A 23,329-nucleotide genomic window follows, 5' to 3' on the forward strand; every position below is an offset into this window, starting at 1 on the left:
GAACATGGCAACCATCAAAGACGTCGCGGCACTGGCGGGCATTTCCTACACCACTGTGTCCCATGTGCTGAACAAGACCCGACCGGTCAGCGAGCAAGTGCGGCTGAAAGTCGAAGCCGCCATCGCCGAGCTCGACTACGTGCCCAGCGCCGTGGCGCGCTCGCTAAAGGCACGCAGCACGGCCACCATTGGCTTGCTGGTGCCCAACAGCGTCAACCCGTACTTCGCCGAACTGGCGCGGGGCATTGAAGATGCCTGCGAGCGCAACGGCTACTGCGTGATCCTGTGCAACTCCGACGACAACCCGCAAAAGCAGCGCAGCTACCTGCGCGTACTGCTGGAAAAACGCATCGACGGCCTGGTGGTGGCTTCGGTAGGCCAGGACAGCGACCTGCTGCAAAGCCTGGCTGGCGTGCGTACGCCAATGGTGATCGTCGACCGCGAACTGGATGGCGTGGATGCCGACCTGGTGCGCATCGACCACGAGCAGGGCGCCTTCCTGGCCACTCGGCATCTGCTGGAGCTTGGCCACCGTGACATCGCCTACATCGGCGGCCCCGCCGAAACCGGGGTCACCCAGCTGCGCCTGAGCGGCTTCCGCCGCGCCATGGCCGAGGCCGGTGTGGTGGTGCTGGGCGACCGCGTGCTGCACTGCGACTTCACCAGCCCGGGTGGCCATGCGGTGGCAAGCCGGTTGCTGGAGGGCAGGCGGCCCACGGCGATTTTCGCCGGCAACGACATGATCGGCTTCGGCGTGCTGCGTGCCGCGGCCGAACGCAATATCAACGTGCCCGGCGAGCTGTCGGTGATCGGTTTCGACGACATCGAACTCAGCCGCTATGTGTACCCGCCGTTGACCACGGTGGGCCAGTCGATCCGCGAGCTGGGCGAGAGCGCCGCGTCACTGTTGCTGACGCGTATCGGCACACCCCGCCAGGGCGCGGCAGAGCAACGCATCGTCGCCCCGCGCATCGTGCTGCGCGAGTCCACCGGGCCGCGCCCGGACCTGTTCAACGATTACCGCTAACGCTAAGGAAATGTCATGAATGCCAAGGTCGTGGTAGTCGGTAGCCTCAACATGGACCTGGTGGCCCGCGCCCAGCGCCTGCCCCGGGCCGGCGAAACACTCCCCGGCGAAAGCTTTTTCACCGTGCCGGGCGGCAAGGGGGCCAACCAGGCGGTGGCCGTGGCGCGCCTGGGCGGCAGCGTGGCGATGATCGGCAACGTCGGCGACGATGATTATGGTCGGCAACTGCACCGGGCGTTGTATGTGGAAGGCATCGACTGCCAGGGCGTCATCACCTGCCAGGGCGTGTCCAGCGGTGTGGCGCTGATCACCGTGGATGCCGCCAGCCAGAACTGCATTGTCATCATCCCGGGTGGCAACGGCCTGCTGACCCCGCAGTCGGTGCAGCGGTTCGATGCGCTGCTGCAGGCGGCCGAGGTGATCATCTGCCAGCTGGAGGTACCCACCGACACCGTGGCCTGGACCCTGGCCAGGGGGCGCGAGCTGGGCAAGCAGGTGATCCTGAACCCGGCGCCGGCGACCGGCCCCTTGCCGGCGGACTGGTTCCCCCACATCGACTACCTGACGCCCAACGAAAGCGAGGCCGAAGCCCTGACCGGCGTGGCGGTTGCGGACCTGGACAGTGCCCGGCGTGCCGGCGAGCGCTTGCTGCAGCTGGGCGCGGGCAAAGTGATCATCACCCTGGGCGCGCAAGGGGCCTTGCTGGTCACCCCCGAGGGCCACCAGCACTTCCCCGCGCCGGTGGTCCAGCCGCTGGACACCACGGCAGCCGGCGACACCTTCATCGGCGGCTTTGCCGCTGGCCTGGTGCGCGGCCTGGATGAGGGCGAAGCCATCGCCTTCGGCCAGCGCGCCGCGGCCCTGTCGGTTACCCGCGCCGGCGCCCAGCCGTCGATTCCCTACCTGGCGGAGCTTGCGCCATGAAGAAAACCCCACTGCTGAACGTCGCCCTGTCGCGGACCATTGCCGGCATGGGGCATGGCGACATCCTGATAATCGGCGATGCCGGGCTGCCGGTGCCACCGGGGGTAGAACTGATCGACCTGGCCGTCACGCCTGGCCTGCCGGATTTCGCCAGCGTGTTGCGGGTTGTGCTGAGCGAGTTGCAGGTAGAGCGCCACGTGCTGGCCGAAGAGATGCAGAAAGTGGTGCCGCCGGCGCTGGTCGAGATCGAGCGGCTGAAGGGCAAGCTGGGCAAGCGCGAATGGCTGAGCCATGAAGATTTCAAGGAATTGTCACGCAATGCCCGTGCGGTAGTGCGTACTGGCGAGTGCCAGCCCTACAGCAACATTGCGCTGATCTCCGGCGTGACCTTCTAACTCGCCATCTTGCCCAACGCAGATCCCCTGTGGGAGCGGGCATGCCCGCGAACACCGGCAGCGCCGGTGCCATCCACCGCAGGCCCCTGTGGGAGCGGGTTCACCCGCGAACACCGGCGAAGCCGGTGCCATTCACCGCAGGCCCCCTGTGGGAGCGGGTTCACCCGCGAACACCGGCGAAGCCGGTGCCATCCACCGCGCTGCCTTCTTCGCGGGTAAACCCGCTCCCACAGGGATTTGCGGTGTTTCAGGAATACCAACCCAGGCAACAGGAGTGCCACCCATGCTCAAACCCCTGCTACAAGGAATCGCCCTCATGGCCGCAGCCACCACCCTCCAGGCCGCCCCCATCGACCTGATCATCGACACCGACCCCGGCGCCGACGACGTGGTCGCGCTGTTCCTGGCCATGGCCTCGCCCGACGAACTGAACATTCGCGCCATCACCACCGTGGCCGGCAACGTGCGCCTGGAAAAAACCTCGCGCAACGCCCGCCTGGCCCGCGAATGGGCTGGTCGCGAAGACATCCCCGTGTACGCCGGCGCCGCGCGCCCGCTAGTGCGCAAGCCGATCTACGCCGCCGACGTGCACGGCGAAGAAGGCCTTACCGGCATCCAGGTTCACGAACCGAAAGCGCCGCTGGCCCAAGGCAATGCCGTGCAATACCTGGTCGACACCCTGGCAAGCGCCAAGCCCCACAGCATCACCATCGCCATGCTCGGCCCACAAACCAACCTGGCCCTGGCGCTGATCCAGCAACCCGAGATCGCAAAAGGCATCAAAGAAGTGGTGGTCATGGGCGGTGCCCACTTCAACGGCGGCAACATCACCCCGGCGGCAGAATTCAACCTGTATGCCGACCCGCATGCCGCTGAAGTGGTGTTGGCCAGCGGCGTGCAACTTACCTACCTGCCGCTGGACGTCACCCACAAGCTGCTGACCAGCGACGCCCGACTCAAGCAACTGGCGGCGGTGAACAACCAGGCCAGCAAACGGGTAGTGGATATCCTCAACGCCTACATCACCCACGACATGGACCTGTACGGCATGCCCGGCGGCCCGGTGCACGACGCCAGCGTCATCGCCTACCTGCTCGAGCCCGAGCTGTTCAGCGGCCGGCGCATTCACATGAGCATCGACAGCCGCGAAGGCCCCGGCTTCGGCCAGACCATTGCCGACTGGTACGGCGTGCTCAAGCAGCCTGCCAACGTGATGTGGGTGGAGGAGGGCGATGCCCAGGGCCTGTTCGACCTGCTCAGCGCCCGTTTGGCGCGATTGGAATAGCCGTGTGCGGCGCGAAGCGCTCGAACACCTGGTCGATGAAGCTGCGTGCCGCCTCGGCGCCGCGATCGCGCACCAGCAGGTCGATGGCAATCAACAGCAACTCTTCTGGTGTGCCAGGGCTGTACGCGCTCTGGCCCTCGGCCCATTTGACCTTGATATCGGCATCGATGCTGTGGCTGCTCATGAAAAGCTCTCGCTTGGGGCCCGGGACGAAGGGGCGAACACCTGACCCTGGTGTTCGATGGAGGCGGGGTGCGCTCCACTTCTTGCACTGAATCATGACTTTGCGTCAGTGACCTTGTGGCTTAAGCATATGGCAAACGCAGCGGGTTGTGCAAAATCCGGTCACGATTGCGTTTTCGCCTCTGCCGGCCAGTTCAGGCAGACTTGACCGGTTTTGCAACAAATGATGAGTGGAACTGTCGGATCAGACAGTTCCCGTACCGATTTAGGAGGCTTCATGTTCCGTACCCGTGCTTACCTGGCAACCCTGGCGGTGGCTGCTGTCCTGGCTGGTTGCAGCACTGGTGGCAATTCTGCGGGTGGCGCTGCGCCAGCCACGCCGGCAGGCAACGATGGCCGCTGCGAAGCCAGCGGCGCCGATTTCGCCATTGGCAAGCCGGCCAGCGCCGAACTGCTGGAGCAGGCGCGCAAGGCCAGTGGCTCGCAGATGGCCCGCATTCTCAAGCCGCACGACGTGGTTACCCTGGAGTACCGTTCCGAGCGCTTGAACCTGAATGTGGACGAGCAGGGCAAGGTGGTTCGCGTCAACTGCGGTTGATGCCTTGCCGGCCTCTTCGCGGGTGAACCCGCTCCCACAGGGATAGCGTTAGCCTCCAGGTCTGCGCCGTCCCCTGTGGGAGCGGGTTTACCCGCGAAGAGGCCAGCACAGGCTGGGCATATCTGCCAGAGCAAGTTCACACCCATAAAAAAACCCGCCACAAGGGCGGGTTTTTTTACAGCTATCCGAATTACTCCGGACGAACCTGTGCAGCCTGCATGCCCTTCTGGCCGCGCTCGGCGACGAAGGAAACAGTCTGGCCTTCTTTCAGGCTCTTGAAGCCGTCGGATTCGATGGCCTTGAAGTGAACGAACAGGTCGTCGCCGCCGCCTGCTGGGGTGATGAAGCCGTAGCCTTTCTCATCATTGAACCATTTGACGGTGCCTTGTTGGCGATTGGACATGGGTGAATCTCCAGAACATTTAGTTTTTTCAGTGGTGCAATGCGGCCGAGGCTACGGAGCACGGAACACATCATAGTCTAATTCTGCGCATCTAGCGCCTTTTACCTTCGCAGGATATTGATCCATCTCAAAGAATGGCTAGCCCGCGTCGGCTTCAACGTTTCAGCTTTTCGGTGCGCAGGCTTTCTTCACCACGCTTTGCGCCTTCTGCATCAGCTTGGCGTCAACGCCATCGTTGCTGTCCAGGTCGGCGATCTCCGCATCGGTGAAATTCTTTTTGATGGCTTGGGCACCGCAATCGCAGTGCTTTTTCGCGGTCGCGGCGTCAACGCCTTGGCCGCTGGCCACCTGGGTGCACTGGGTCATGTAGGCGGCCTCCTTCCCGGCTGGGAAGTTGCCAGCGTTCGCAGCTACAGGCAGCAGCAGGGCGCCAGCGGCCGCCAGGGCCAGAAGAGACGGAACTCGCATAACCAGTTACTCCTTGGGTCAGGTCTCATCAAGAGTAGGTTGCTTCCCAAGGTCTGATAGGAATTTTTCCGCGTTAGTTCACCCAAAGGCTGTAATTTCCAAATATTTCTGCGCCCGCGCACCCTGCGTGCTAGCATGCTCGGCTTGCGGTTGCGCCGTTGCGCTCCGCAGCTATCTTTTTTCTCCCCAGTCACTCTGGTTCGTCCCTCGCAAGCCGAAAGGCTTCTGCCACTGTGAGGCAGGCTTCCTTTGCGGGAAGGCAGGTCGGATCTTGTACTGGCTCATCCCAACCCACGTGACCTTTGGTAGGGGTCACCACTAGGAGAGGAGGCGCCATGCCCGTTATTACTCTTCCCGATGGCAGTCAACGTTCGTTCGATCATGCCGTATCCGTAGCCGAAGTCGCCGCTTCCATCGGCGCCGGCCTGGCCAAGGCCACCGTGGCCGGCAAGGTCGACGGCAAACTGGTCGATGCCTGCGACCTGATCAGCAACGACGCCACCCTGCAGATCATCACCCCTAAAGATGAAGAGGGACTGGAGATCATCCGTCACTCGTGCGCCCACCTGGTCGGCCACGCGGTGAAGCAGCTGTACCCGACCGCCAAGATGGTGATCGGCCCGGTCATCGACGAAGGCTTCTATTACGACATCGCCTACGAGCGCCCCTTCACCCCTGAAGACATGGCCGCCATCGAAAAGCGCATGATGGAGCTGATCGACAAGGACTACGACGTCATCAAGAAGGTGACCCCGCGCGCCGAAGTCATCGATGTGTTCAAGGCCCGTGGCGAAGACTACAAGCTGCGCCTGGTCGAAGACATGCCGGACGAGCAGGCCATGGGCCTGTACTACCACGAAGAATACGTCGACATGTGCCGTGGCCCGCACGTGCCGAACACCCGCTTCCTCAAGGCATTCAAGCTGACCAAGCTGTCCGGCGCCTACTGGCGCGGTGATGCCAAGAACGAACAGCTGCAACGCGTGTACGGCACCGCCTGGGCCGACAAGAAGCAGCTGGCTGCGTACATCCAGCGCATCGAAGAAGCCGAAAAACGCGACCACCGCAAGATCGGCAAGCAGCTCGACCTGTTCCACCTGCAGGAAGAAGCCCCGGGCATGGTGTTCTGGCACGCCAACGGCTGGACCGTGTACCAGGTACTCGAGCAGTACATGCGCCAGGTCCAGCGGGTCAACGGCTACCAGGAAATCAAGACCCCACAGGTTGTCGACCGTATTCTCTGGGAGCGTTCCGGCCACTGGTCCAACTACGCCGAGAACATGTTCACCACTTCGTCGGAAAGCCGTGACTACGCGGTAAAACCGATGAACTGCCCGTGCCACGTGCAGGTGTTCAACCAGGGCCTGAAGAGCTACCGCGACCTGCCGCTGCGCCTGGCCGAGTTCGGTGCCTGCCACCGTAACGAGCCATCCGGCGCCCTGCACGGCATCATGCGCGTGCGTGGCTTCGTGCAGGACGACGCGCACATCTTCTGCACCGAAGAACAGGTGAAGAAAGAAGCCGCCGACTTCATCAAGCTGACCCTGGATGTGTACAAGGACTTCGGCTTCACCGACATCGCCATGAAGCTGTCGACCCGCCCGGCCAAGCGCGTGGGTTCCGAAGAGCTGTGGGACCGTGCCGAAGGCGCGCTGGCCGACGCCTTGAACGAATCGGGCCTGGAGTGGGAGTACCAGCCGGGCGAGGGCGCCTTCTACGGCCCGAAGATCGAGTTCACCCTGCGCGACTGCCTCGGCCGTAACTGGCAGTGCGGTACCCTGCAGTACGACCCGAACCTGCCAGAACGCCTGGATGCCAGCTATATCGCCGAAGATAACAGCCGTGTTCGCCCGGTCATGCTGCACCGCGCCATCCTCGGCTCGTTCGAGCGCTTCATCGGCATGCTGATCGAGCACTACGCCGGCGTGTTCCCGGCCTGGCTGGCACCTACCCAGGCAGTGATCATGAACATCACCGACAAGCAGGCCGATTTCGCCCTCGAGGTGGAAAATACCCTGAACGGTAGCGGTTTCCGTGCCAAGTCGGACTTGAGAAATGAGAAGATCGGCTTTAAAATCCGCGAGCATACTTTGCTCAAGGTCCCGTACCTTTTGGTTATAGGGGATCGCGAAGTCGAAACACGAACCGTTGCTGTGCGTACTCGCGAAGGCGCAGACCTGGGCTCCATGCCCGTCGCCCAGTTCGCTGAGCTCCTGACACAAGCGGTTTCCCGGCGTGGACGCCAAGAATCGGAGTAATGACTATTAAGCGTGAAATGAGAAACGATAAGCGTGCTGTACCGAAGGCCCCGATCAACGAGAATATCTCGGCCCGCGAGGTTCGGTTAATTGGCGCTGATGGCGAGCAGGTTGGCATCGTCTCGATTGATGAAGCGCTTCGTATCGCTGAAGAAGCGAAGCTGGATCTGGTGGAGATCTCTGCAGACGCGGTACCGCCTGTCTGCAAGGTGATGGACTACGGCAAGCACCTCTTCGAGAAGAAGAAGCAGGCCAACGAAGCCAAGAAGAACCAGAAGCAGATCCAGATCAAAGAAATCAAGTTTCGTCCAGGGACGGAAGAAGGGGATTACCAGGTAAAACTACGCAACCTGGTACGTTTCCTTACCGATGGGGACAAGGCCAAGATCTCTCTGAGATTCCGCGGCCGTGAGATGGCCCACCAGGAGCTGGGCATGGAGCTGTTGAAGCGGGTCGAAGCCGACCTCGCCGAATACGGCTCCGTTGAGCAGCATCCGAAGATGGAAGGACGCCAGCTTATGATGGTCATCGCCCCCAAAAAGAAGAAGTAATCTCCCGGGCACGGCAGGCCTGATGATTATTGTGTAATTTTATCGAATGCGGAGTTCCAACATGCCAAAAATGAAAACCAAGAGCGGTGCTGCGAAGCGCTTCCTGAAGACCGCTTCCGGCTTCAAGCACAAGCACGCTTTCAAGAGCCACATCCTGACCAAAATGTCGACCAAGCGTAAGCGTCAACTGCGCGGTGCCAGCCTGCTGCACCCGTCTGACGTGGCAAAAGTCGAGCGCATGCTGCGCGTACGTTAATTCTGGTTTAGATAGAGGAAGTTACTCATGGCTCGTGTTAAGCGTGGCGTCATCGCTCGTAAGCGTCACAAGAAAATTCTGAAACTGGCTAAAGGCTACTACGGTGCACGCTCGCGCGTATTCCGCGTTGCCAAGCAGGCTGTCATCAAGGCAGGTCAATATGCCTACCGTGACCGTCGTCAGAAGAAGCGTCAGTTCCGCGCACTGTGGATCGCTCGTATCAACGCCGGTGCCCGCACCAACGGTCTGTCCTACAGCCGTCTGATTGCTGGCCTGAAAAAGGCTTCGATCGAAATCGACCGTAAGGTTCTGGCCGATCTGGCAGTGAACGAAAAAGCGGCGTTTGCTGCGATTGTCGAGAAAGCTAAAGCCGTTCTGGCTTAAGTACCCGCGACAATCACCCGGCGGCGCTAGCGTCGTCGGGCATTGAACGTCATCGATAGGGGAAGAGCCTTCAAAGCTCTTCCCCTATTTTCGTATCTGGAGTCTGTACATGGAAAACCTGGATGCGTTGGTCTCCCAAGCCCTAGAGGCCGTGGAGCGCGCTGAAGACATCAATACCCTGGAACAGATCCGGGTTAACTATCTCGGCAAGAAAGGCGAGCTGACCCAGGTGATGAAGACCCTGGGCAACCTGCCAGCCGAAGAGCGGCCGAAAGTCGGCGCGCTGATCAACGACGCCAAAGAGCGCGTCACCGTTGTGCTCAATGCCCGCAAGGCCGCCTTCGAAGAAGCAGAGCTCAGCGCTCGCCTGGCTGCCGAATGCATTGACGTCACCCTGCCAGGCCGCGGCCAGGCCACCGGTGGCCTGCACCCGATCACCCGTACACTCGAGCGCATCGAGCAGTTCTTCACCCATATCGGCTACGGCATTGCCGAAGGCCCAGAGGTGGAAGACGACTACCACAACTTCGAAGCGCTCAACATCCCCGGCCACCACCCGGCCCGGGCGATGCACGACACCTTCTACTTCAATGCCAACATGCTGCTGCGCACCCACACCTCGCCGGTGCAGGTGCGGACCATGGAGTCCAGCCAGCCGCCAATCCGCATTGTCTGCCCGGGCCGCGTATACCGCTGCGACTCGGACATTACCCACTCGCCGATGTTCCACCAGGTCGAAGGCCTGCTGATCGACCGCGATATCAACTTCGCCGACCTCAAGGGCACCATCGAAGAATTCCTGCGCGTGTTCTTCGAAAAAGAACTGGCGGTACGTTTCCGCCCATCGTTCTTCCCCTTCACCGAGCCGTCTGCCGAAGTCGACATCCAGTGCGTGATGTGTTCCGGCAAAGGCTGCCGCGTGTGCAAGCAGACCGGCTGGCTGGAAGTGATGGGCTGCGGCATGGTGCACCCGAACGTGCTGCGCATGTCCGGCATCGACCCTGAAGAGTTCCAGGGCTTCGCCTTCGGCATGGGCGCCGAGCGCCTGGCCATGCTGCGCTACGGCGTCAACGATTTGCGTCTGTTCTTCGATAACGACCTGCGGTTCCTTGCCCAATTCCGCTAGGCCCAATCGACGCACATTCTAGGAGAACAGCATGAAATTCAGTGAACAGTGGCTGCGCGGTTGGGTAAACCCGCAAGTCTCCCGTGACGAACTGGTCGCCCGCCTGTCCATGGCCGGCCTCGAAGTCGACAGCGTTACCCCCGCTGCCGGCCAGTTCAGCGGCATCGTCGTGGGCGAAATCCTCGCCACCGAACAACACCCGGACGCCGACAAGCTGCGCGTGTGTCAGGTAAGCAACGGCCAGGAAACCTTCCAGGTCGTGTGCGGCGCCCCTAACGCCCGCCCAGGCATCAAGATTCCGTTCGCCATGATCGGCGCCGAACTGCCAGGCGACTTCAAGATCAAGAAGGCCAAGCTGCGCGGCGTCGAGTCCTTCGGCATGCTGTGCTCGGCTGCCGAGCTGCAGATCAGCGAAGAGAACGACGGCCTGCTGGAACTGGCTGCCGACGCCCCGGTTGGCGAAGACATTCGCCAGTACCTGAGCCTGGACGACGCCAGCATCGAAATCGGCCTCACCCCTAACCGCGGCGACTGCCTGTCCATCGCCGGCCTGGCCCGCGACGTCAGCGCCCTGTACGACACCCCGGTCACCCGCCCGGTAGTGCCAGCCGTACCGGCTGCCCACGACGAAGTGCGCCCGGTCGAAGTCAGCGCCCCGGCTGCCTGCCCACGCTACCTGGGCCGCGTCATCCGCAACGTCGACCTGAGCAAGCCGACCCCACTGTGGATGGTCGAGCGCCTGCGCCGCAGCGACGTGCGCAGCATCGACGCCGCCGTCGACATCACCAACTACGTGATGCTCGAACTCGGCCAGCCGATGCACGCCTTCGACCTGGCAGAAATCAACGGCGGCATCCGCGTACGCATGGCTGAAGAGGGCGAGAAGCTCGTTCTGCTCGACGGCCAGGAAGTGGCCCTGCGCGCCGACACCCTGGTCATCGCCGACCACACCCGCGCCCTGGCCATCGCCGGCGTCATGGGTGGCGAGCACAGCGGTGTGAACACCGAGAAAACCCGCGACCTGTTCCTGGAAAGCGCCTTCTTCGAGCCGATTTCCGTTGCCGGTAAAGCCCGTTCCTACGGCCTGCACACCGACGCCTCGCACCGCTACGAGCGCGGCGTAGACTCGCAGCTGGCCCGCGAAGCCATGGAGCGCGCCACCCAGCTGCTGCTGGACATCGTCGGCGGCGAAGCCGGCCCGGTGGTCGAAGCCGTCAGTGAACAGCACCTGCCGCAAGTGGCCCCGGTCACCCTGCGCGCCGAACGCATCACCCAGATGCTCGGCATGGAAATGGACCCCGCCCAGGTCGAGCAGCTGCTCAACGCCTTGGAGCTGACCACCACCAACAGTGGGGAAGGGCAGTGGACGGTCAACGTGCCGAGCCACCGCTTCGACATCAGCCTGGAAGTGGACCTGATCGAAGAGCTGGCCCGCCTGTACGGCTACAACAACCTGCCGGTACGCTACCCGCAAGCCCGCCTGGCGCCGAAAGGCAAGCCAGAAACCCGCGGTGACCTGCCGACCCTGCGCCGCCTGCTGGTTGCCCGCGGCTACCAGGAAGCCATCACCTACAGCTTCATCGACCCGAAACTGTTCGAACTGTTCAGCCCGGGCGTAGAGCCGCTGCTGCTGGCCAACCCCATCTCCAGCGACATGGCCGCCATGCGCGCGTCCCTGTGGCCGGGCCTGGTCAAGGCACTGCAGCACAACCTGAACCGCCAGCAAGACCGCGTACGCCTGTTCGAAAGCGGCCTGCGCTTCGTCGGCCAGCTCGGCGACCTGCAGCAGCAGCCGATGATCGCCGGCGTTGTCACCGGCAGCCGCCTGCCAGAAGGCTGGGCCAACGGCCGCGACGGCATCGACTTCTTCGACGTCAAAGCCGATGTGGAAGCCCTGCTGGGCTACTCCGGCGCCCTGAGCGACTTCACCTTCAGCGCCGGCAAGCACCCAGCCCTGCATCCAGGCCAGACCGCCGCCATCGAGCGTGACGGCAAGCTGGTCGGCTACCTCGGCGCCATCCACCCAGAGCTGGCCAAAGCCCTAGGCCTGGACCGCCCGGTGTTCCTGTTCGAGCTGGTGCTGGGCGATGTGGTCGAAGGCCGCCTGCCGAAATTCAGCGAGCTGTCCAAGTTCCCGGAAACCCGTCGTGACCTGGCTTTGATCGCAGGTCGTGATGTAGCTTCTAGCGCGGTGCTTGAAGTAATTCGTGACAATGCAGGCGAATGGCTTACAGACCTCAGGCTGTTTGACGTCTACCAAGGTAAAGGTATTGATCCTGATAGAAAAAGCCTTGCCGTTGGCTTGACCTGGCAGCATCCATCGCGCACTCTTAACGACGATGAGGTGAACACTACCCTGCAAAACATCCTCACCTCGCTCGAACAAAGGTTGAACACCACGTTAAGGAAATAACGGCATGGGTGCTCTGACGAAAGCTGAGATGGCCGAAAGGCTGTACGAGGAGCTGGGGCTTAACAAGCGTGAGGCCAAGGAGCTGGTCGAGCTGTTTTTTGAAGAAATTCGGCACGCACTTGAAGAGAACGAGCAGGTCAAGCTGTCCGGTTTCGGCAACTTCGACCTTCGCGACAAACGCCAGCGGCCGGGCCGCAACCCCAAGACAGGGGAAGAAATCCCGATCACCGCACGGCGCGTCGTCACCTTTCGTCCAGGGCAGAAGTTGAAGGCCCGGGTTGAGGCCTATGCTGGAACCAAGCCATAACGACGAACTGCCCCCCATACCGGGCAAAAGGTACTTCACCATTGGTGAGGTGAGTGAGCTTTGTGCGGTAAAACCGCACGTGCTGCGGTATTGGGAGCAGGAGTTCGATCAGCTCAATCCCGTGAAGCGGCGGGGGAACCGGCGGTATTATCAGCGGCAGGATGTGCTGATGATTCGCCAGATTCGCGCGCTGCTTTATGACCAGGGGTTCACCATTGGTGGGGCTCGGTTGCGGCTTTCCAGTGATGAGGCCAAGGATGAGTCTAGCCAGTACAAGCAGCTGATTCGGCAGATGATTGTTGAATTGGAGGATGTGTTGGTGGTGTTGAAGAAGTGACCTGGGGTTTTGATGAGTGAAAATTTTTGCGAAAAAGCTTTCATTTATCAGGAGGTTAGGGTACATTCTTCAACGTTCTCGGTAGGATTGAGAACATGCTTCAAGCCCAGTCGGGGCGTAGCGCAGCCCGGTAGCGCACTTGCATGGGGTGCAAGGGGTCGAGTGTTCGAATCACTCCGTCCCGACCATTATTTAAACGACTAAGCCACCTTCGGGTGGCTTCGTTGTTTCTGGGGCTAGTGACTTTTCGAGTGACTTCGCCTTTTTTCATCATCCGATCCTCCTCTTCAAAATTGTCAGCACCGGTCCGCGCGAGTCGGTCGCCGATACCTTGTTTGCTGCTTCTATCAGCTGACCAAGCTCCGCGCCGGAGTAGTGACTGGTCACGCTGCCGTTCTTATGGCCCAATAGCGATTTGCGGTCCTCTTCACTAACGCCTGCTGCTTTCAGCCTCCTGCCGAAAGTGTGCTTGAGGTCATGAATGCGTATGGATGCGAACCCAGTGTGTGCCGGCCGCAAGTGTTGCTCCTGCCAGAGCTTCGCCGCGCGCACCCGAGCTTTCTTCCAGGCTGAGTCGTTCATGCGATGCATCGCCGTACCGTTGTAGGGGAATACCCATTCCCGACTGATGCCTCGCTGACTATCGATTACCGACTTCGCCACGCTGTTCAGCACTACCAGGCGCTCGTCCCGGTTCTTTACCCCCGAGTTTTCATGTCGGCCGCCAAACTCAGCCGGTATCAGAAACACGCTAGTGCCAAGCTCAGGTACGAAGATTTCCCAATCCCATCTCAGCTTGCAGACCTCTTGCTCGCGGCAGCCCGTGTTCACCTTGAACAGGGCCATGCGCTGCAGGTGGTCCGGCAACTCCCCGAAGAGAATCGACTGCTCCTCCCAAGTCATGGGGTAGGGCTTTCGGCTCGCCTTCTTCTCTTCCAGCTTGGTCAGCAGCGGTACGCTATCGAGCCAAGGCCTGCGCTCTTCATCCCGCCACTTCCTGCAAGCCAGCGACAACACGCGAATCGCACGCTCGATCGCGATGTTGATCGTCCGGTTGCTCACGCCCTTCTTTATCGTCCCGTCCGGCAGAACGCTGTCCGCCTTTCGGTCCCGGATGAATGGCGCCAGTGCCTCATCATCGATATGCGTCAGAGGCAGGTGGCCGATGTAGTCATCCAGCTGATTTAGGTAGGTGGCAGTGACGTTGAATGACGGCTGGTCCTTGTGCTCAATCAGGTACCGCGCTGCAGCGGCACTGAAGGTCTTGATCTCGCGCACGCCATACACCTTGCGCAGCCGCATCTTCTCCAGGATGTGGATCAGGTACTGCTCGGCCTCTACCCTGTCAGTTGTGCCAGTGCTCTCTTGAATTCGCTCCCCCCTGTAGACTTTGTCGATTTTCCAGATGCCGTTTGGCATTTTCTGGAGCCCTGTGATTGCCTTTTTGGCCATGGAGTCTCCTTGGATTCCCCGGCCGTACTTCCGCTGCGGGGTCGATTGTTGTCCTGATTGCTGGCCTTTTCAACGGCCATGGCCTCGATGTAGGCGTCAGCCCAGGCATCCAGCTCGAGGCGGTCGAAGCCGACGCCCTGCTTCCCGATAGGGAATTCACGGACATGCGGCCTGACGGTGTTCTTGAATTCGTCCTTGCACATGCCGAGGTAGCCCGGCGCGTCTTTCGCGCGCAGGAATCTTGGCTGCAAGGCTGTCGGTGCAGCTGCAGTGGCGTTTGCCATGGGGTTCTCCTGCGGCCGATCAGGCCAAGAAGTGGTGCCCGACCTTCGCCGCCTTGGCGGCTTCCTCGGTGCGGAACATGAGTCGGGTGGTACTGACGCTGCCCCAGCTGTTGTATTCGACATCGACCCACCAGGCGCCGAACTTGCGGTACGGCTCGCCGAGGATCTTCGTCACGTAGCAGTCGATCAGGTTCATGGATGGTCTCCACGCCGCCGGTGGCGGCAGGTTGGTGGTCAGTCGACCTGGTAGTAGACGTAGCAGTTGACGCCTTGGTCCTTGAGCGACTTGTGCATGGCTTGTACACCGGCACTGTGCTGATTGCCCTGTCCCGGCCAAGGCGTGTCCAGATGGATGCCCTGCTGGTGGTAGCGGCTTTTCTTCTGCACATAGCCCGGTAGGCCGGGCAGCTGGTTAGGGCGCAGGCCCGGTACCGGAATAACAACCCGATCCAGGTTTGCGCTGCCGCCGTCATCGGTGCAGGCAGCTGCTGCGGCCTTTCCAGCTTCTATGGCAATGCGCACCTTCGCCGGCAGGCCGGCCAGTTCTTCTTTCGTCATGGCAATAGCTCTCCATGCCCGCGCATGTCGGCGAGCTTGAATTGTATGGGGAGGGGTTAGGCTTCTGGCTCGAAGCAGCGTTTGTAGCGGGACCGGTATTCCTCGCGATCAAGGTTGGCGTGCAGTTCTTGCTCGCGGCCGGCGGCCCACATCTGGTTATGGCGCTTGTTGCAGGTGAATCCGGTGTCCGATTCGTGCTCGCCGTCTACCCACTCCAGCCATTTGCAGGTGTTGCAGTTCTTGCTCATCTTGGCGCCTTCCATATTAGGTAGGCCATGTACATCAGGGGCAGGATCATTGGCATAACTCCTTCGGCACGTTTATGGTTTCGCCACGGGCGTGGTGCACGACCGCCCTGGCTGCAGCTTCTGCCCGGGTATCGCCGGGTTGTCTGTCCAGTGGGTGACCTGACACACAGGCCAACCATGGCCAGCTGTACCCGCGCTCAATCCACATGCCATGCTTCTGGATCAGGTGCTCGCCGGTTGCGTCGTCGATGACCTGGTCGCCCAGTGACAGTTGCAGCTGGCCGGCCGCCGCCGGCACCGGACCGTCCACCAGCTCGACGGCCCAGAGCAGCGCCTTGCCTGCGAGGTCGCAGGTTTGCACCTTTATCAGGCTGGGCATGTGATCAGCTCCTTCGGCACCTGGACGGTATCGCCGAGCTTGGTGAGGACGAGGGTGCGGCAGAAAGCGATCAATGCTGTTGGCCCGTAGAGCCAGATGCCGGCACCTGCCGGGCCGGCGCTGTACCGGCAACTGCTGTCCTCCAGGTGCGGGTTGTGATGGATGCTGCCGAGGTGCTTGTCGATCAGCGGACCGCCGGCACTCCAATCAGTGGACGGTTGCCACTTGCGGCGCGTTTTGTCATGGAAATCTGGGCGACCATCCCGCTTAACCACGAACGGATCACACCAGACCACGTTATTCCGCCCTCTCACTGCTCCGGGCAACTCCAGTTCGCGCCCATCTGCAATGCCTGTGGCCCAGTCCAGAGCAAGGCCAGTCAGGTTGGATACCCTCACTTCGATCAGGTCGGTCATGGCATCTTCTCCCCGCGCTGGGCGGCAACGCTGACAATGGCCGTGCGCGCAGCCTTCCGGCGATCACCCTGGGCGTACTCGCTGTTCACCCAGAGCATGGTGTCGTCAGCCCAGACGGCCTCATCCTCGCCAGAGCCTTCGACGTTGACTTGCATTCCTAGGTCAATGGCCAGCTTGAAAGCGTCGCCATCGTTGATGTTGGGGTTCCAATGCGCCCGGGTGCCCGACTGCCCCTTGATACGCAGCGGCCATTTCGGATCGCTGCAGGTGCAGGGCTCAACTTCAAGCCCGGCGGCCTTGGCGGCCAGCAGCAATTCTTCGAGTTCCGTCACAGCTGATACCTCTCATCAATCCAGCGCCCAGGCGCCAGAGCGGGTGTAGGTTCGGGTTGGGTTTCGTGCGGGGAGAGCTGGCGCTGGTTGCCGGCCTGCAGCTGGCTGTCGGGGATGCAGCTGATGCCGACCCCATTCAGCAGGTAGCAGGTGACGCCGCGCTGGCTGTCGTGCTGCACGTCGATGACGTTCTCGGTTGCGCTGGCGCCGGTGGCCAGCAGCAGGAGGCAGAGGGCGAGGCGGGTCATGGCTGCATCTCAGCGTTGTAGCGCTTGTAATCCTCGCCGAACTCACAGCAGTAGGTCGCCGGCCAGGCGCCTGGTGTACCTTCCTCCACGAACACGTATCGGTGCGCAAACTCGCCCGAGCGATACGGCACGGTCTTGCACCATTTGTGCTGCGGCCCACCCAGGAACCAGCCCGGACATTCCTTCACGGCTTCAGCCATGAATACCTCGAGGTCGTGATGGCCTTTGCTCATGGCGATATAGGTGTTGCTGCCCACGCTCTGAACGTCGAGCGGATACTTTTTCAGCCTCATGACTGCACCTTCTGACGTACCCAAACGCAGATTGGGCCGTCCTCTGTGTCATGGATGGAGAAGATGAACCAGCCATCACCTGCCGGCTTGCTTGGGTTCCAGCTGGTGCAGTCTGCGATACCGTCGTGGTGCCAGGTTGCCTGCAGGGTTTCCGAGGCGTCGTACTCAAACTCAACCTGCTTTACGTCCATGCCGCGATCATAGAACCAGGCATAGGGAATCAACTCCTCGTCCGTGGATGGCCACGCAGGGTCAGTCCAGAAGCCGTGCTCATCACGCTCAATGGCTACCGGCTGAATCAGTTGCTTTCCTTCAGACATGACTTCGTCCTTGGCCGCCATATCGCGGCAGTGAATAGTGAGGTTTTGTTAGCTGAGAAGGGAGGACGTCGCTGTAGCCGGGCCGATATTGAGGAGAGTGCCCGCTTAACTATGGTGTCAAAGTGAAATCGGAGTGACTCCAGGGATTTTGATTAATTCACGCTTCGGCGACCCGCACCACTGCGGGTCGCCATTCATGATAAGTTTCTGAACTGGTCGGTCAGTTAAAATTGTATGGTAAGCTATAACTTGATCAGCTGTCTTTATCCTCGGAATCATCTTCTTTGGAGGTTTTTTTAACAGTATAATTTTTGGTATGCTTAAGTGTGTTGGCTATTATTTCATTGTGATGTTTGGTGCTTTTGCTGAACTCTTGCGCAAGCTTAACAAGTTCCTCGTTAGAACTAAGTTGTATGTCTGACAGAGAGGGGAATAACATCGTGCTTTTCCGAATATCCTCGGCCATCGAGTTTATGTCGATAAGGCTGGAGGACCATTTTGATGACTTAGAGGTGGCATCTCGGTCCGAGTTTGTTTTGAGTTGTTGTAAATCGCTTTGAAGTTTTGCAATTGTTTCTTTGTAGCTTTCGCCTGTGTCTTTGGCTTGAGCAAGCTCTTCGACTAGAAGGCTCATCTTCAGAAGGGTCTGATCGCGCTCTTCAGTGAGCTTTACGACCTGCAGATCGTTGATGCTCATGGCTACAGATAGATTTTTTACGAAGGTTCCCATCTCATCAGCGCTTCCAGCCATTCTGTTAAATATAGTCAGAAAATATACAACTAACGGATTGTCTGAAAAATTAGGGTATCTGATCTTGTGGTCTATTTCGCTCCAGCCTTCTTCAAATATAGTTCGTACCTGAACCTCTACCAGGTTTTCACGAATTGTTGGTTGCGTCCTCAAGACATAGTGAATGGACCTGTAGCCAGCTGGATGGGGCTTTTCGTCAAATAAGTCTTTTTTGAAATTATCTGGAGTTGTGTCTCCGGTGCGGATGTAGTGGATAGGCGGAGATTCATGCAGGTTCCATTTTGCACGAATTGCCTGGTCTATGCCCTCATATTCATGCTTGAACAAATGTAGTACGCGGACTCCGATTAGGTCGGTTATGATGCTGTTATAATTTTCTAGGCTGATATTCTCGTACTTTTCTGACTTTTCAATTCGTTTTCTAATGATTTTTGCCAGAAGGTGCTCAGGGTCTTTAATGCGCCAGCGTACGGAATGCACCCCTGGCGTTGCTTGGAATGCAGATGCGAAGTAACTCGCTGTTGCTCGCAGATCCTCAGAGCGATCAATGTGGTCGATAGCGATGGCGTAGAGTAAATCCCAATCAATACGAGCCATACCCCAATCGTTCGTACTGATGTTCTGGGAACTCAAAAATGAATCAAGAGAGTTGTCCATGCTCTAGTCCTGCAAGGTTTGTTGGCGAAAGCATAATGCTTCAATTTTAGATTTAGTTACAGGACTTAAGCTGCTGCGGACTGATAGCGCTGACGCAGCCAGGGATCATTGGCTCTCGCCAATGCAGCCATAGGTGGTGGACTCACACTGTTGCCGCACATGTGCACCTGCTCGGTCTTGGTGAACGGCTTACCGTCGGCACCTTTGTCGATGATGTAGCTGGCCGGGAAGCCTTGGGCGCGGTAGAGCTCATGCGGCTGCAGCATACGCAGGCAGATGTCGACGATGACGTAGGGCGTACCCTTCACGAAGACCGTGACCAGGCCCAGGCGGTCCTTGGTGGTCACCGTAGGCGCTGGCGAGTCGCAGCCGCTGATGTTCTCCGTCCCGTAGTAGCTGATCAGGAACGCGGCGACGCGCAGGGCGCCTTCCTCGTGCTCCGGCGATAGCTTGTATTCGACCAGGGCGTGGTGCTCTGCGCCGGCGGTCATGGTTGGCACCTGCTCATCTACCGCACGCCCTACGCAATTGCGACGCAACGTGGCCAAGCTGGCCGTCACTAGGCGCTGCTGGCTGCCAGTGTTGGTGACCGTGGTCAGTGGCTCATCCGCGCCCTTGGCTGGTGTGGTGTTGAACCCGCCGTTCGCCTGCTCAATGAAGGCTGTGCACACGCCCATGGCATGGGCTGCACCCGCAGGGCGCTTGTAGTTGCCGCCGCTCGTGATGGTCGGCACCGGATCGGTGATAGCTGCTCCCTCGCTGTTGAACCTGAACTTGACCAGATGCGCCGATGCCAGCGCCCGGTGGCTCTGGGTCATCAGGGTACCCATTGGCTGGTCAGCTGCTACTGGCTTACCGGCATACACCGGGCCGCCGGCCCCAACCATTACTGGGCTGGCCATCATCAATTCGCCGCGGTTGGCGGCAGTTACTGTTGGCAGGGGATCGCCCGGGTTATTCACTCGGTCGGCGCCTTGGTGCGTTGCTGGAAGAATCACCGGGCTTGCCATGGCGAAGGATCCGCCGCGCGGCCAGGAGGTCACCGTGCGAAGTGGCTCGTGCGCCGACTGGGCCAGCTCGCCCGACCAGTTCGCGATCGGGACGATGAAGGGCTGCGGGTTGTCCAGCACGAACTTCTTCATGCCCTTTGCTACACGGCGCAGCGTGGCATCAGCCAACGCCTTCTTGCGACCGAATATGCTCTTGCTCGGCACGCTCCAGTCGATGCAGTCGGCGGCGGTGCGCCACTTCTGCTGGCCCTTGGCTGGGTGTTTGGCGTGGGTCGGCTCTGGCCACACGATAGGCTGCCCGTCGCAGCGGGCGATCATGAACAGGCGCTCCCGGCTGGTTGGAGCTCCGAAGTCACAGGCCTTGATGATCTGCCATTCCACCTGGTAGCCCATGTCCTCCAGCAGGTGCACGAACCGGCGCCAGGTGATGCCGCGGCGTTTCGGGTCGGGCACCAGGAACTGCTGCTGCACTGGCACGCGCTCGCCGGCGGTGGCCACGGTGCCATCCAGCTTTATCACCCGGCCAGTGGCCTTGTCGCGCTTCGCGATCAGCGGGCCCCACTGCAAAATCTGCTTCACGTTCTCCAGGCTGATGACCCGAGGCTTCTTCTTGCCGGCCCACTTGAGGCCGATCCACGACAGGTTGCGGATCTCGCGCTTGCGCGGCTGTCCGCCGGCTGCCTGGCTGTGATGCGTGCAGTCGGGGCTCATGTGGAACCAGCCCACGGCCCGGCCCTGGCACTCTTCATCCGGATCACCCTCGAACACGTCGGTGGTGAAGTGGCGCGCCGCTGGGTGATTGGCGGTGTGCATGCTGATTGCCGCCGGGCTGTGGTTCTTGGCCACGGTCACTGGGCGGCCCAGGCCCATTTCCAGCCCGGTACCGGCGCCGCCGCCACCGCAGAAGAAGTCCACCACGATCTCATCGTCTTGCGGATCGAAGCCAAGGCCGTACTGGGTTTTGAAGTCGAGCGGGTTCTTTTTCTGGAATGCAGACATGGGCGGTCCTCGCCGGGGTGGCGTGAGTCGTTATCGTTGAATAGGGGAAGGCGCTAGCGGGCAGCGCCGGAGGGTCAGGCGGCAGCTCGGACCTTGAACGACAGCATGGCGGTGGCGTCGTCGTTGAAGCACTCGGCCAGCTCTTGATAGGCCCGGTACTTGGCCTGGCTTCGAGTGGCCGCCCACACGCGCTGCACGTAATGGCGCGCATCGCCCAGCATGTACCGGACGTCATCCCAGTCATACATGCCGTTGGTGAGCACTTCCCACTGCTTGAGCGGCAGTTTCTCGGCCATTTCGCCGTACTGCATCTCCCAAGTTGGGTGGTAGTTGCGAATGCGCTTCTTCGGGTCGCTGTTGAGGATGACGCCGATGTAGTGTCCACGGTCGGCCATGATGACGCCTGGCTCACCGTTGGCGATCACGCGGCGCCCGATCTCCGCAGGCACGTCGTAGTGTCGGCGAACGTAGTCGCAGTTGTAGTTGCTCATGATCATTCCTTGTTCAGGCCTGAATGGCAGGCAGTCATGCCAGCGGTACCCGCCATGACGGCGGCGCCGACCTTCAATGCATCGCTGAATTGAGCCGCGATGGAAGCCATCTTCCAGGGCCTGGCGAATGCTCGGGTAGCAGAGCGATACCGGGCCGCTGGTGCTTTCAGCCACCACTGGGCGCACGCGCTTCAGCAGCACTCGGCAAGCATGGATGTTGTTCTCGCCGGATGAGGTCCATTCGAGGTTCTCACGGCAGTTGTTGTCCTTGGCGCCATCAATGTGGTTGACGTGAGCAAGGCCATCAGGGTTTGGCAGGAACGCCTCTGCCACGAGGCGGTGGACATAGACATTGGTCCTTTGGCCCTTGGTGCAGAGCACCAACTTCATGTATCCGCCCCGGTCGGCAAACTGCTTCAGCAGACGCTCAGGCACTCGCCCTGCGCCCTGGGCCACCGATTTGACCTGGCCTTCGGAGCTGACCAGGTAGGCTGACTCGAAGCCGGGAATCGGCCTCCATTCTGGATGCATGGATTATCTCCCTAGCATGCGCCGCCCTCCGTGGCCGGATGCGGCATGGTGGCAATTTGGTTTATTTGCGAGTAAATTTCCGAGCTTTATTCTCGGGGTTATGGATGGATATTTCGCGACTGGTGAGGGAAAGCGCTCCGTTTGCAATCAAGGTACTTTGGTTATGCTTAATCATTGCCCCGACCGCATGGGTGCTAATGACGAGTGTTAAAGGAGTGGTTCCAACTAGCAGCTCAGAATTTGCTTCATGGATTCAAGCCTTTGGCTCGATAGCGGCTATCTTGGGTGCGTTGTATGTTAGCCACTCTCAGAGAGTGCACGAGCGATTGGCTAAAGAGAAAGAGGAGGCCGAGCACGTTGCGCGCATTAGGGCTATATTCAGAAAGGCCGCAGAAAGCCAATGCAATCAGCTAAAATTTCTTTGTGAAAAAATGCAAATTACTGAAGTTACTGGCAGTCCTGAGCCTATGAGGGAATATTTTTCACTAGGGCTTAACCTGCATTGGGAGAGCAATTTATACACTTTTAATGATTTCTCTGTTGTCGAGCAGGCTCGTTGCAATCTAATAATGATTAACGAGCTCAAGGCGGGCGCAGAGTATGCCAAGAGAGTTTGTGATTACTATTTGCGGGATGTTAAAAAAAAGCTAGAGCTTGCTAGAACGCTAGATCAGCTTCGTCATCATCATGCAATGGCCATGTCCGTGGTTGGAGTTTTTGATGTTCAAGAAAATACAATGAACAGGTCCGACCGAATCTAAGGAGCGACTAGACGGTGCTAAACTCTCCGGCGCCGATGCCCTGCATATTCACTCCGACTTGAGAGAAGCAGCACGCCTGTATCGTCAGGGTCATCGCCCAGGAGCAGGTCAGCCGCTCGCAGCTCACGACCAATGCGGAACTGATCGAGCCGGCGCGCCACAAAATCAGACACAACGATTTCGTGGCGCGGCGCACTGAGGAAGTGTCGGGCCGCTTCAGGCCCTAATTCATGGATGCGGTGGATCAGCAGGGTCATGGCCTCGCCGTTTTCCTCGACTTCGGCCCACTTCATGATCTCGGCCAGGGCCTGGCGGGTGCCCTGGCCGGCCTTCATCCGCAGATCTTCAACCTTGGCGCGCGATTCTTTGGCCCTGCGTTTCTCATCACGCTGCTGCTGCGTCAGAGCCATCATCGCCTCCATTGCGCACGAAGGTGGTGCCCGGCCCGATGTCGAGCAGGTCGCACACCCGGTTGATGATCTTGAGCGCTGCGTCGAACACCTTGGCGTCGTCCGGCTCGCGGGCCAGGCGCTTCATGTTTGGCTGGTGCTCAAGTGTGAATCGCCCCTGGTTTCGTAGACACCTCCAAGCCTCATAATGAGGCCCAAATAGGAGGTGCCATGAGTCGTCAGCGTTACCCCGAAGAATTCAAGATCGAAGCGGTCAAGCAAGTGACCGAGAAAG

Annotated in this window: 33 protein-coding genes, 1 tRNA gene and 1 pseudogene; 15 read left to right on the forward strand and 20 right to left on the reverse strand. The window is 60.1% G+C overall.

Annotated elements, in window-relative coordinates:
• Positions 1–4 precede the first annotated feature (4 nt).
• The 4 genes from J5M58_RS13435 to J5M58_RS13450 all read left to right on the forward strand — a co-directional run bounded on the left by J5M58_RS13435 (position 5) and on the right by J5M58_RS13450 (position 3,631).
• On the forward strand, positions 5–1,027 hold the full coding sequence (locus J5M58_RS13435; RefSeq protein WP_207878384.1) for a LacI family DNA-binding transcriptional regulator: 1,023 nt from the start codon (positions 5–7) through the stop codon (positions 1,025–1,027).
• A 15-nt stretch (positions 1,028–1,042) separates the two neighbouring features.
• Positions 1,043–1,951 (forward strand): ribokinase, encoded by a 909-nt coding sequence (gene rbsK / locus J5M58_RS13440; RefSeq protein ID WP_112252428.1) that lies wholly within the window; start codon positions 1,043–1,045, stop codon positions 1,949–1,951.
• Entirely contained in the window at positions 1,948–2,346 is a 399-nt protein-coding gene (gene rbsD / locus J5M58_RS13445; RefSeq protein WP_112252429.1) for a D-ribose pyranase, read from the forward strand. The genes rbsK and rbsD overlap by 4 nt, the downstream gene beginning before the upstream one ends.
• 283 nt (positions 2,347–2,629) lie before the next feature.
• The gene (locus J5M58_RS13450) at positions 2,630–3,631 is read left to right on the forward strand and encodes a nucleoside hydrolase (RefSeq protein WP_207878386.1); all 1,002 of its coding nucleotides are present in this window, start codon (positions 2,630–2,632) and stop codon (positions 3,629–3,631) included.
• Here the strand turns inward: J5M58_RS13450 and J5M58_RS13455 are convergent.
• A complete protein-coding gene (locus tag J5M58_RS13455; RefSeq protein WP_063912423.1) occupies positions 3,603–3,815 on the reverse strand; it encodes a hypothetical protein in 213 nt (70 codons plus the stop codon). The genes J5M58_RS13450 and J5M58_RS13455 overlap by 29 nt on opposite strands.
• Before the next feature lie 276 nt (positions 3,816–4,091).
• Here J5M58_RS13455 and J5M58_RS13460 point away from each other — a divergent pair, with 276 nt between their 5' ends.
• The gene (locus J5M58_RS13460) at positions 4,092–4,412 is read left to right on the forward strand and encodes an I78 family peptidase inhibitor (RefSeq protein WP_003260961.1); all 321 of its coding nucleotides are present in this window, start codon (positions 4,092–4,094) and stop codon (positions 4,410–4,412) included.
• A gap of 190 nt (positions 4,413–4,602) precedes the next feature.
• Here the strand turns inward: J5M58_RS13460 and J5M58_RS13465 are convergent, their stop codons facing one another.
• Together J5M58_RS13465 and J5M58_RS13470 are read right to left on the reverse strand one after the other, a co-directional pair.
• Positions 4,603–4,815 carry a cold-shock protein gene (locus tag J5M58_RS13465; RefSeq protein ID WP_003250656.1) on the reverse strand — a complete coding sequence of 71 codons (213 nt, stop codon included), beginning with the start codon at positions 4,813–4,815 and terminating at the stop codon, positions 4,603–4,605.
• A gap of 162 nt (positions 4,816–4,977) precedes the next feature.
• Positions 4,978–5,283 carry a hypothetical protein gene (locus J5M58_RS13470; protein WP_207878388.1) on the reverse strand — a complete coding sequence of 102 codons (306 nt, stop codon included), beginning with the start codon at positions 5,281–5,283 and terminating at the stop codon, positions 4,978–4,980.
• 335 nt (positions 5,284–5,618) lie between these two features.
• Between J5M58_RS13470 and thrS the strand changes: the two genes are divergently transcribed.
• The 9 genes from thrS to J5M58_RS13515 all read left to right on the forward strand — a co-directional run bounded on the left by thrS (position 5,619) and on the right by J5M58_RS13515 (position 13,103).
• Positions 5,619–7,541: a threonine--tRNA ligase gene (thrS, locus tag J5M58_RS13475; protein ID WP_085622146.1), complete on the forward strand. Its 1,923-nt coding sequence runs from the start codon at positions 5,619–5,621 to the stop codon at positions 7,539–7,541.
• Positions 7,541–8,092: a translation initiation factor IF-3 gene (gene infC, locus J5M58_RS13480; protein ID WP_177328455.1), complete on the forward strand. Its 552-nt coding sequence runs from the start codon at positions 7,541–7,543 to the stop codon at positions 8,090–8,092. The genes thrS and infC overlap by 1 nt, the downstream gene beginning before the upstream one ends.
• A 61-nt stretch (positions 8,093–8,153) precedes the next feature.
• On the forward strand, positions 8,154–8,348 hold the full coding sequence (rpmI, locus tag J5M58_RS13485; protein ID WP_003250667.1) for a 50S ribosomal protein L35: 195 nt from the start codon (positions 8,154–8,156) through the stop codon (positions 8,346–8,348).
• Positions 8,349–8,375: 27 nt separating this feature from the next.
• Complete coding sequence (gene rplT, locus J5M58_RS13490) at positions 8,376–8,732, forward strand: 50S ribosomal protein L20 (RefSeq protein WP_003250671.1); 357 nt, start codon at positions 8,376–8,378, stop codon at positions 8,730–8,732.
• A 109-nt stretch (positions 8,733–8,841) separates the two neighbouring features.
• Entirely contained in the window at positions 8,842–9,858 is a 1,017-nt protein-coding gene (gene pheS / locus J5M58_RS13495) for a phenylalanine--tRNA ligase subunit alpha (RefSeq protein ID WP_112252431.1), read from the forward strand.
• Positions 9,859–9,889: 31 nt separating this feature from the next.
• The gene (gene pheT / locus J5M58_RS13500) at positions 9,890–12,271 is read left to right on the forward strand and encodes a phenylalanine--tRNA ligase subunit beta (RefSeq protein ID WP_207878390.1); all 2,382 of its coding nucleotides are present in this window, start codon (positions 9,890–9,892) and stop codon (positions 12,269–12,271) included.
• A gap of 4 nt (positions 12,272–12,275) precedes the next feature.
• Positions 12,276–12,578 (forward strand): integration host factor subunit alpha, encoded by a 303-nt coding sequence (ihfA, locus tag J5M58_RS13505; protein ID WP_003250679.1) that lies wholly within the window; start codon positions 12,276–12,278, stop codon positions 12,576–12,578.
• Positions 12,559–12,915, forward strand: coding sequence for a MerR family transcriptional regulator (locus J5M58_RS13510; RefSeq protein ID WP_003250681.1), 357 nt, complete (start codon positions 12,559–12,561; stop codon positions 12,913–12,915). Before ihfA ends, J5M58_RS13510 begins: the two co-directional genes overlap by 20 nt.
• Before the next feature lie 111 nt (positions 12,916–13,026).
• A tRNA-Pro gene (locus J5M58_RS13515) sits at positions 13,027–13,103 on the forward strand.
• Positions 13,104–13,185: 82 nt separating this feature from the next.
• On the opposite strand, the gene J5M58_RS13520 is transcribed toward J5M58_RS13515, so the two are convergent.
• The 15 genes and pseudogenes from J5M58_RS13520 to J5M58_RS27950 form a co-directional block, all read right to left on the reverse strand.
• A complete protein-coding gene (locus J5M58_RS13520) occupies positions 13,186–14,367 on the reverse strand; it encodes a tyrosine-type recombinase/integrase (RefSeq protein ID WP_207878392.1) in 1,182 nt (393 codons plus the stop codon).
• A complete protein-coding gene (locus J5M58_RS13525) occupies positions 14,253–14,651 on the reverse strand; it encodes a hypothetical protein (RefSeq protein WP_207878394.1) in 399 nt (132 codons plus the stop codon). Before J5M58_RS13525 ends, J5M58_RS13520 begins: the two co-directional genes overlap by 115 nt.
• A gap of 19 nt (positions 14,652–14,670) precedes the next feature.
• Complete coding sequence (locus J5M58_RS13530) at positions 14,671–14,847, reverse strand: hypothetical protein (RefSeq protein ID WP_207878396.1); 177 nt, start codon at positions 14,845–14,847, stop codon at positions 14,671–14,673.
• Between the two features lie 38 nt (positions 14,848–14,885).
• Positions 14,886–15,209, reverse strand: coding sequence for a hypothetical protein (locus tag J5M58_RS13535; protein WP_207878399.1), 324 nt, complete (start codon positions 15,207–15,209; stop codon positions 14,886–14,888).
• A 56-nt stretch (positions 15,210–15,265) separates the two neighbouring features.
• Positions 15,266–15,457: a hypothetical protein gene (locus J5M58_RS13540; protein ID WP_128573910.1), complete on the reverse strand. Its 192-nt coding sequence runs from the start codon at positions 15,455–15,457 to the stop codon at positions 15,266–15,268.
• 46 nt (positions 15,458–15,503) lie between these two features.
• The gene (locus J5M58_RS13545; RefSeq protein ID WP_207878408.1) at positions 15,504–15,836 is read right to left on the reverse strand and encodes a hypothetical protein; all 333 of its coding nucleotides are present in this window, start codon (positions 15,834–15,836) and stop codon (positions 15,504–15,506) included.
• Positions 15,824–16,252, reverse strand: a complete 429-nt coding sequence (locus tag J5M58_RS13550; RefSeq protein WP_207878410.1) for a phage protein NinX family protein — start codon at positions 16,250–16,252, stop codon at positions 15,824–15,826. The genes J5M58_RS13545 and J5M58_RS13550 overlap by 13 nt, the downstream gene beginning before the upstream one ends.
• The gene (locus tag J5M58_RS13555; protein ID WP_207878412.1) at positions 16,249–16,584 is read right to left on the reverse strand and encodes a hypothetical protein; all 336 of its coding nucleotides are present in this window, start codon (positions 16,582–16,584) and stop codon (positions 16,249–16,251) included. The genes J5M58_RS13550 and J5M58_RS13555 overlap by 4 nt, the downstream gene beginning before the upstream one ends.
• Positions 16,581–16,832, reverse strand: coding sequence for a hypothetical protein (locus J5M58_RS13560; RefSeq protein WP_014591205.1), 252 nt, complete (start codon positions 16,830–16,832; stop codon positions 16,581–16,583). The genes J5M58_RS13555 and J5M58_RS13560 overlap by 4 nt, the downstream gene beginning before the upstream one ends.
• Positions 16,829–17,125, reverse strand: coding sequence for a hypothetical protein (locus J5M58_RS13565; RefSeq protein WP_207878414.1), 297 nt, complete (start codon positions 17,123–17,125; stop codon positions 16,829–16,831). The genes J5M58_RS13560 and J5M58_RS13565 overlap by 4 nt, the downstream gene beginning before the upstream one ends.
• Positions 17,122–17,445 carry a hypothetical protein gene (locus J5M58_RS13570; protein WP_243432337.1) on the reverse strand — a complete coding sequence of 108 codons (324 nt, stop codon included), beginning with the start codon at positions 17,443–17,445 and terminating at the stop codon, positions 17,122–17,124. The genes J5M58_RS13565 and J5M58_RS13570 overlap by 4 nt, the downstream gene beginning before the upstream one ends.
• 253 nt (positions 17,446–17,698) lie before the next feature.
• Positions 17,699–18,853 (reverse strand): RelA/SpoT domain-containing protein, encoded by a 1,155-nt coding sequence (locus J5M58_RS13575; RefSeq protein ID WP_207878418.1) that lies wholly within the window; start codon positions 18,851–18,853, stop codon positions 17,699–17,701.
• Between the two features lie 65 nt (positions 18,854–18,918).
• Positions 18,919–20,862, reverse strand: coding sequence for a DNA cytosine methyltransferase (locus J5M58_RS13580; RefSeq protein ID WP_207878420.1), 1,944 nt, complete (start codon positions 20,860–20,862; stop codon positions 18,919–18,921).
• Positions 20,863–20,936: 74 nt separating this feature from the next.
• On the reverse strand, positions 20,937–21,353 hold the full coding sequence (locus J5M58_RS13585; RefSeq protein ID WP_207878428.1) for a hypothetical protein: 417 nt from the start codon (positions 21,351–21,353) through the stop codon (positions 20,937–20,939).
• A 228-nt stretch (positions 21,354–21,581) separates the two neighbouring features.
• Positions 21,582–21,884: pseudogene (locus J5M58_RS27950) on the reverse strand (NUMOD4 domain-containing protein); the annotation flags it as partial.
• A gap of 104 nt (positions 21,885–21,988) precedes the next feature.
• Between J5M58_RS27950 and J5M58_RS13600 the strand changes: the two are divergent.
• Positions 21,989–22,645 (forward strand): hypothetical protein, encoded by a 657-nt coding sequence (locus tag J5M58_RS13600; RefSeq protein ID WP_207878422.1) that lies wholly within the window; start codon positions 21,989–21,991, stop codon positions 22,643–22,645.
• Between the two features lie 17 nt (positions 22,646–22,662).
• Here the strand turns inward: J5M58_RS13600 and J5M58_RS13605 are convergent, their stop codons facing one another.
• Together J5M58_RS13605 and J5M58_RS13610 are read right to left on the reverse strand one after the other, a co-directional pair.
• Positions 22,663–23,055, reverse strand: a complete 393-nt coding sequence (locus tag J5M58_RS13605; protein ID WP_207878424.1) for a hypothetical protein — start codon at positions 23,053–23,055, stop codon at positions 22,663–22,665.
• Positions 23,030–23,182: a hypothetical protein gene (locus J5M58_RS13610; RefSeq protein ID WP_207878426.1), complete on the reverse strand. Its 153-nt coding sequence runs from the start codon at positions 23,180–23,182 to the stop codon at positions 23,030–23,032. The genes J5M58_RS13605 and J5M58_RS13610 overlap by 26 nt, the downstream gene beginning before the upstream one ends.
• Positions 23,183–23,329: the final 147 nt, after the last annotated feature.

The sequence above is a fragment of the Pseudomonas sp. 32_A genome (assembly GCF_017490905.1).
In the GTDB taxonomy this organism is placed as follows: domain Bacteria; phylum Pseudomonadota; class Gammaproteobacteria; order Pseudomonadales; family Pseudomonadaceae; genus Aquipseudomonas; species Aquipseudomonas inefficax.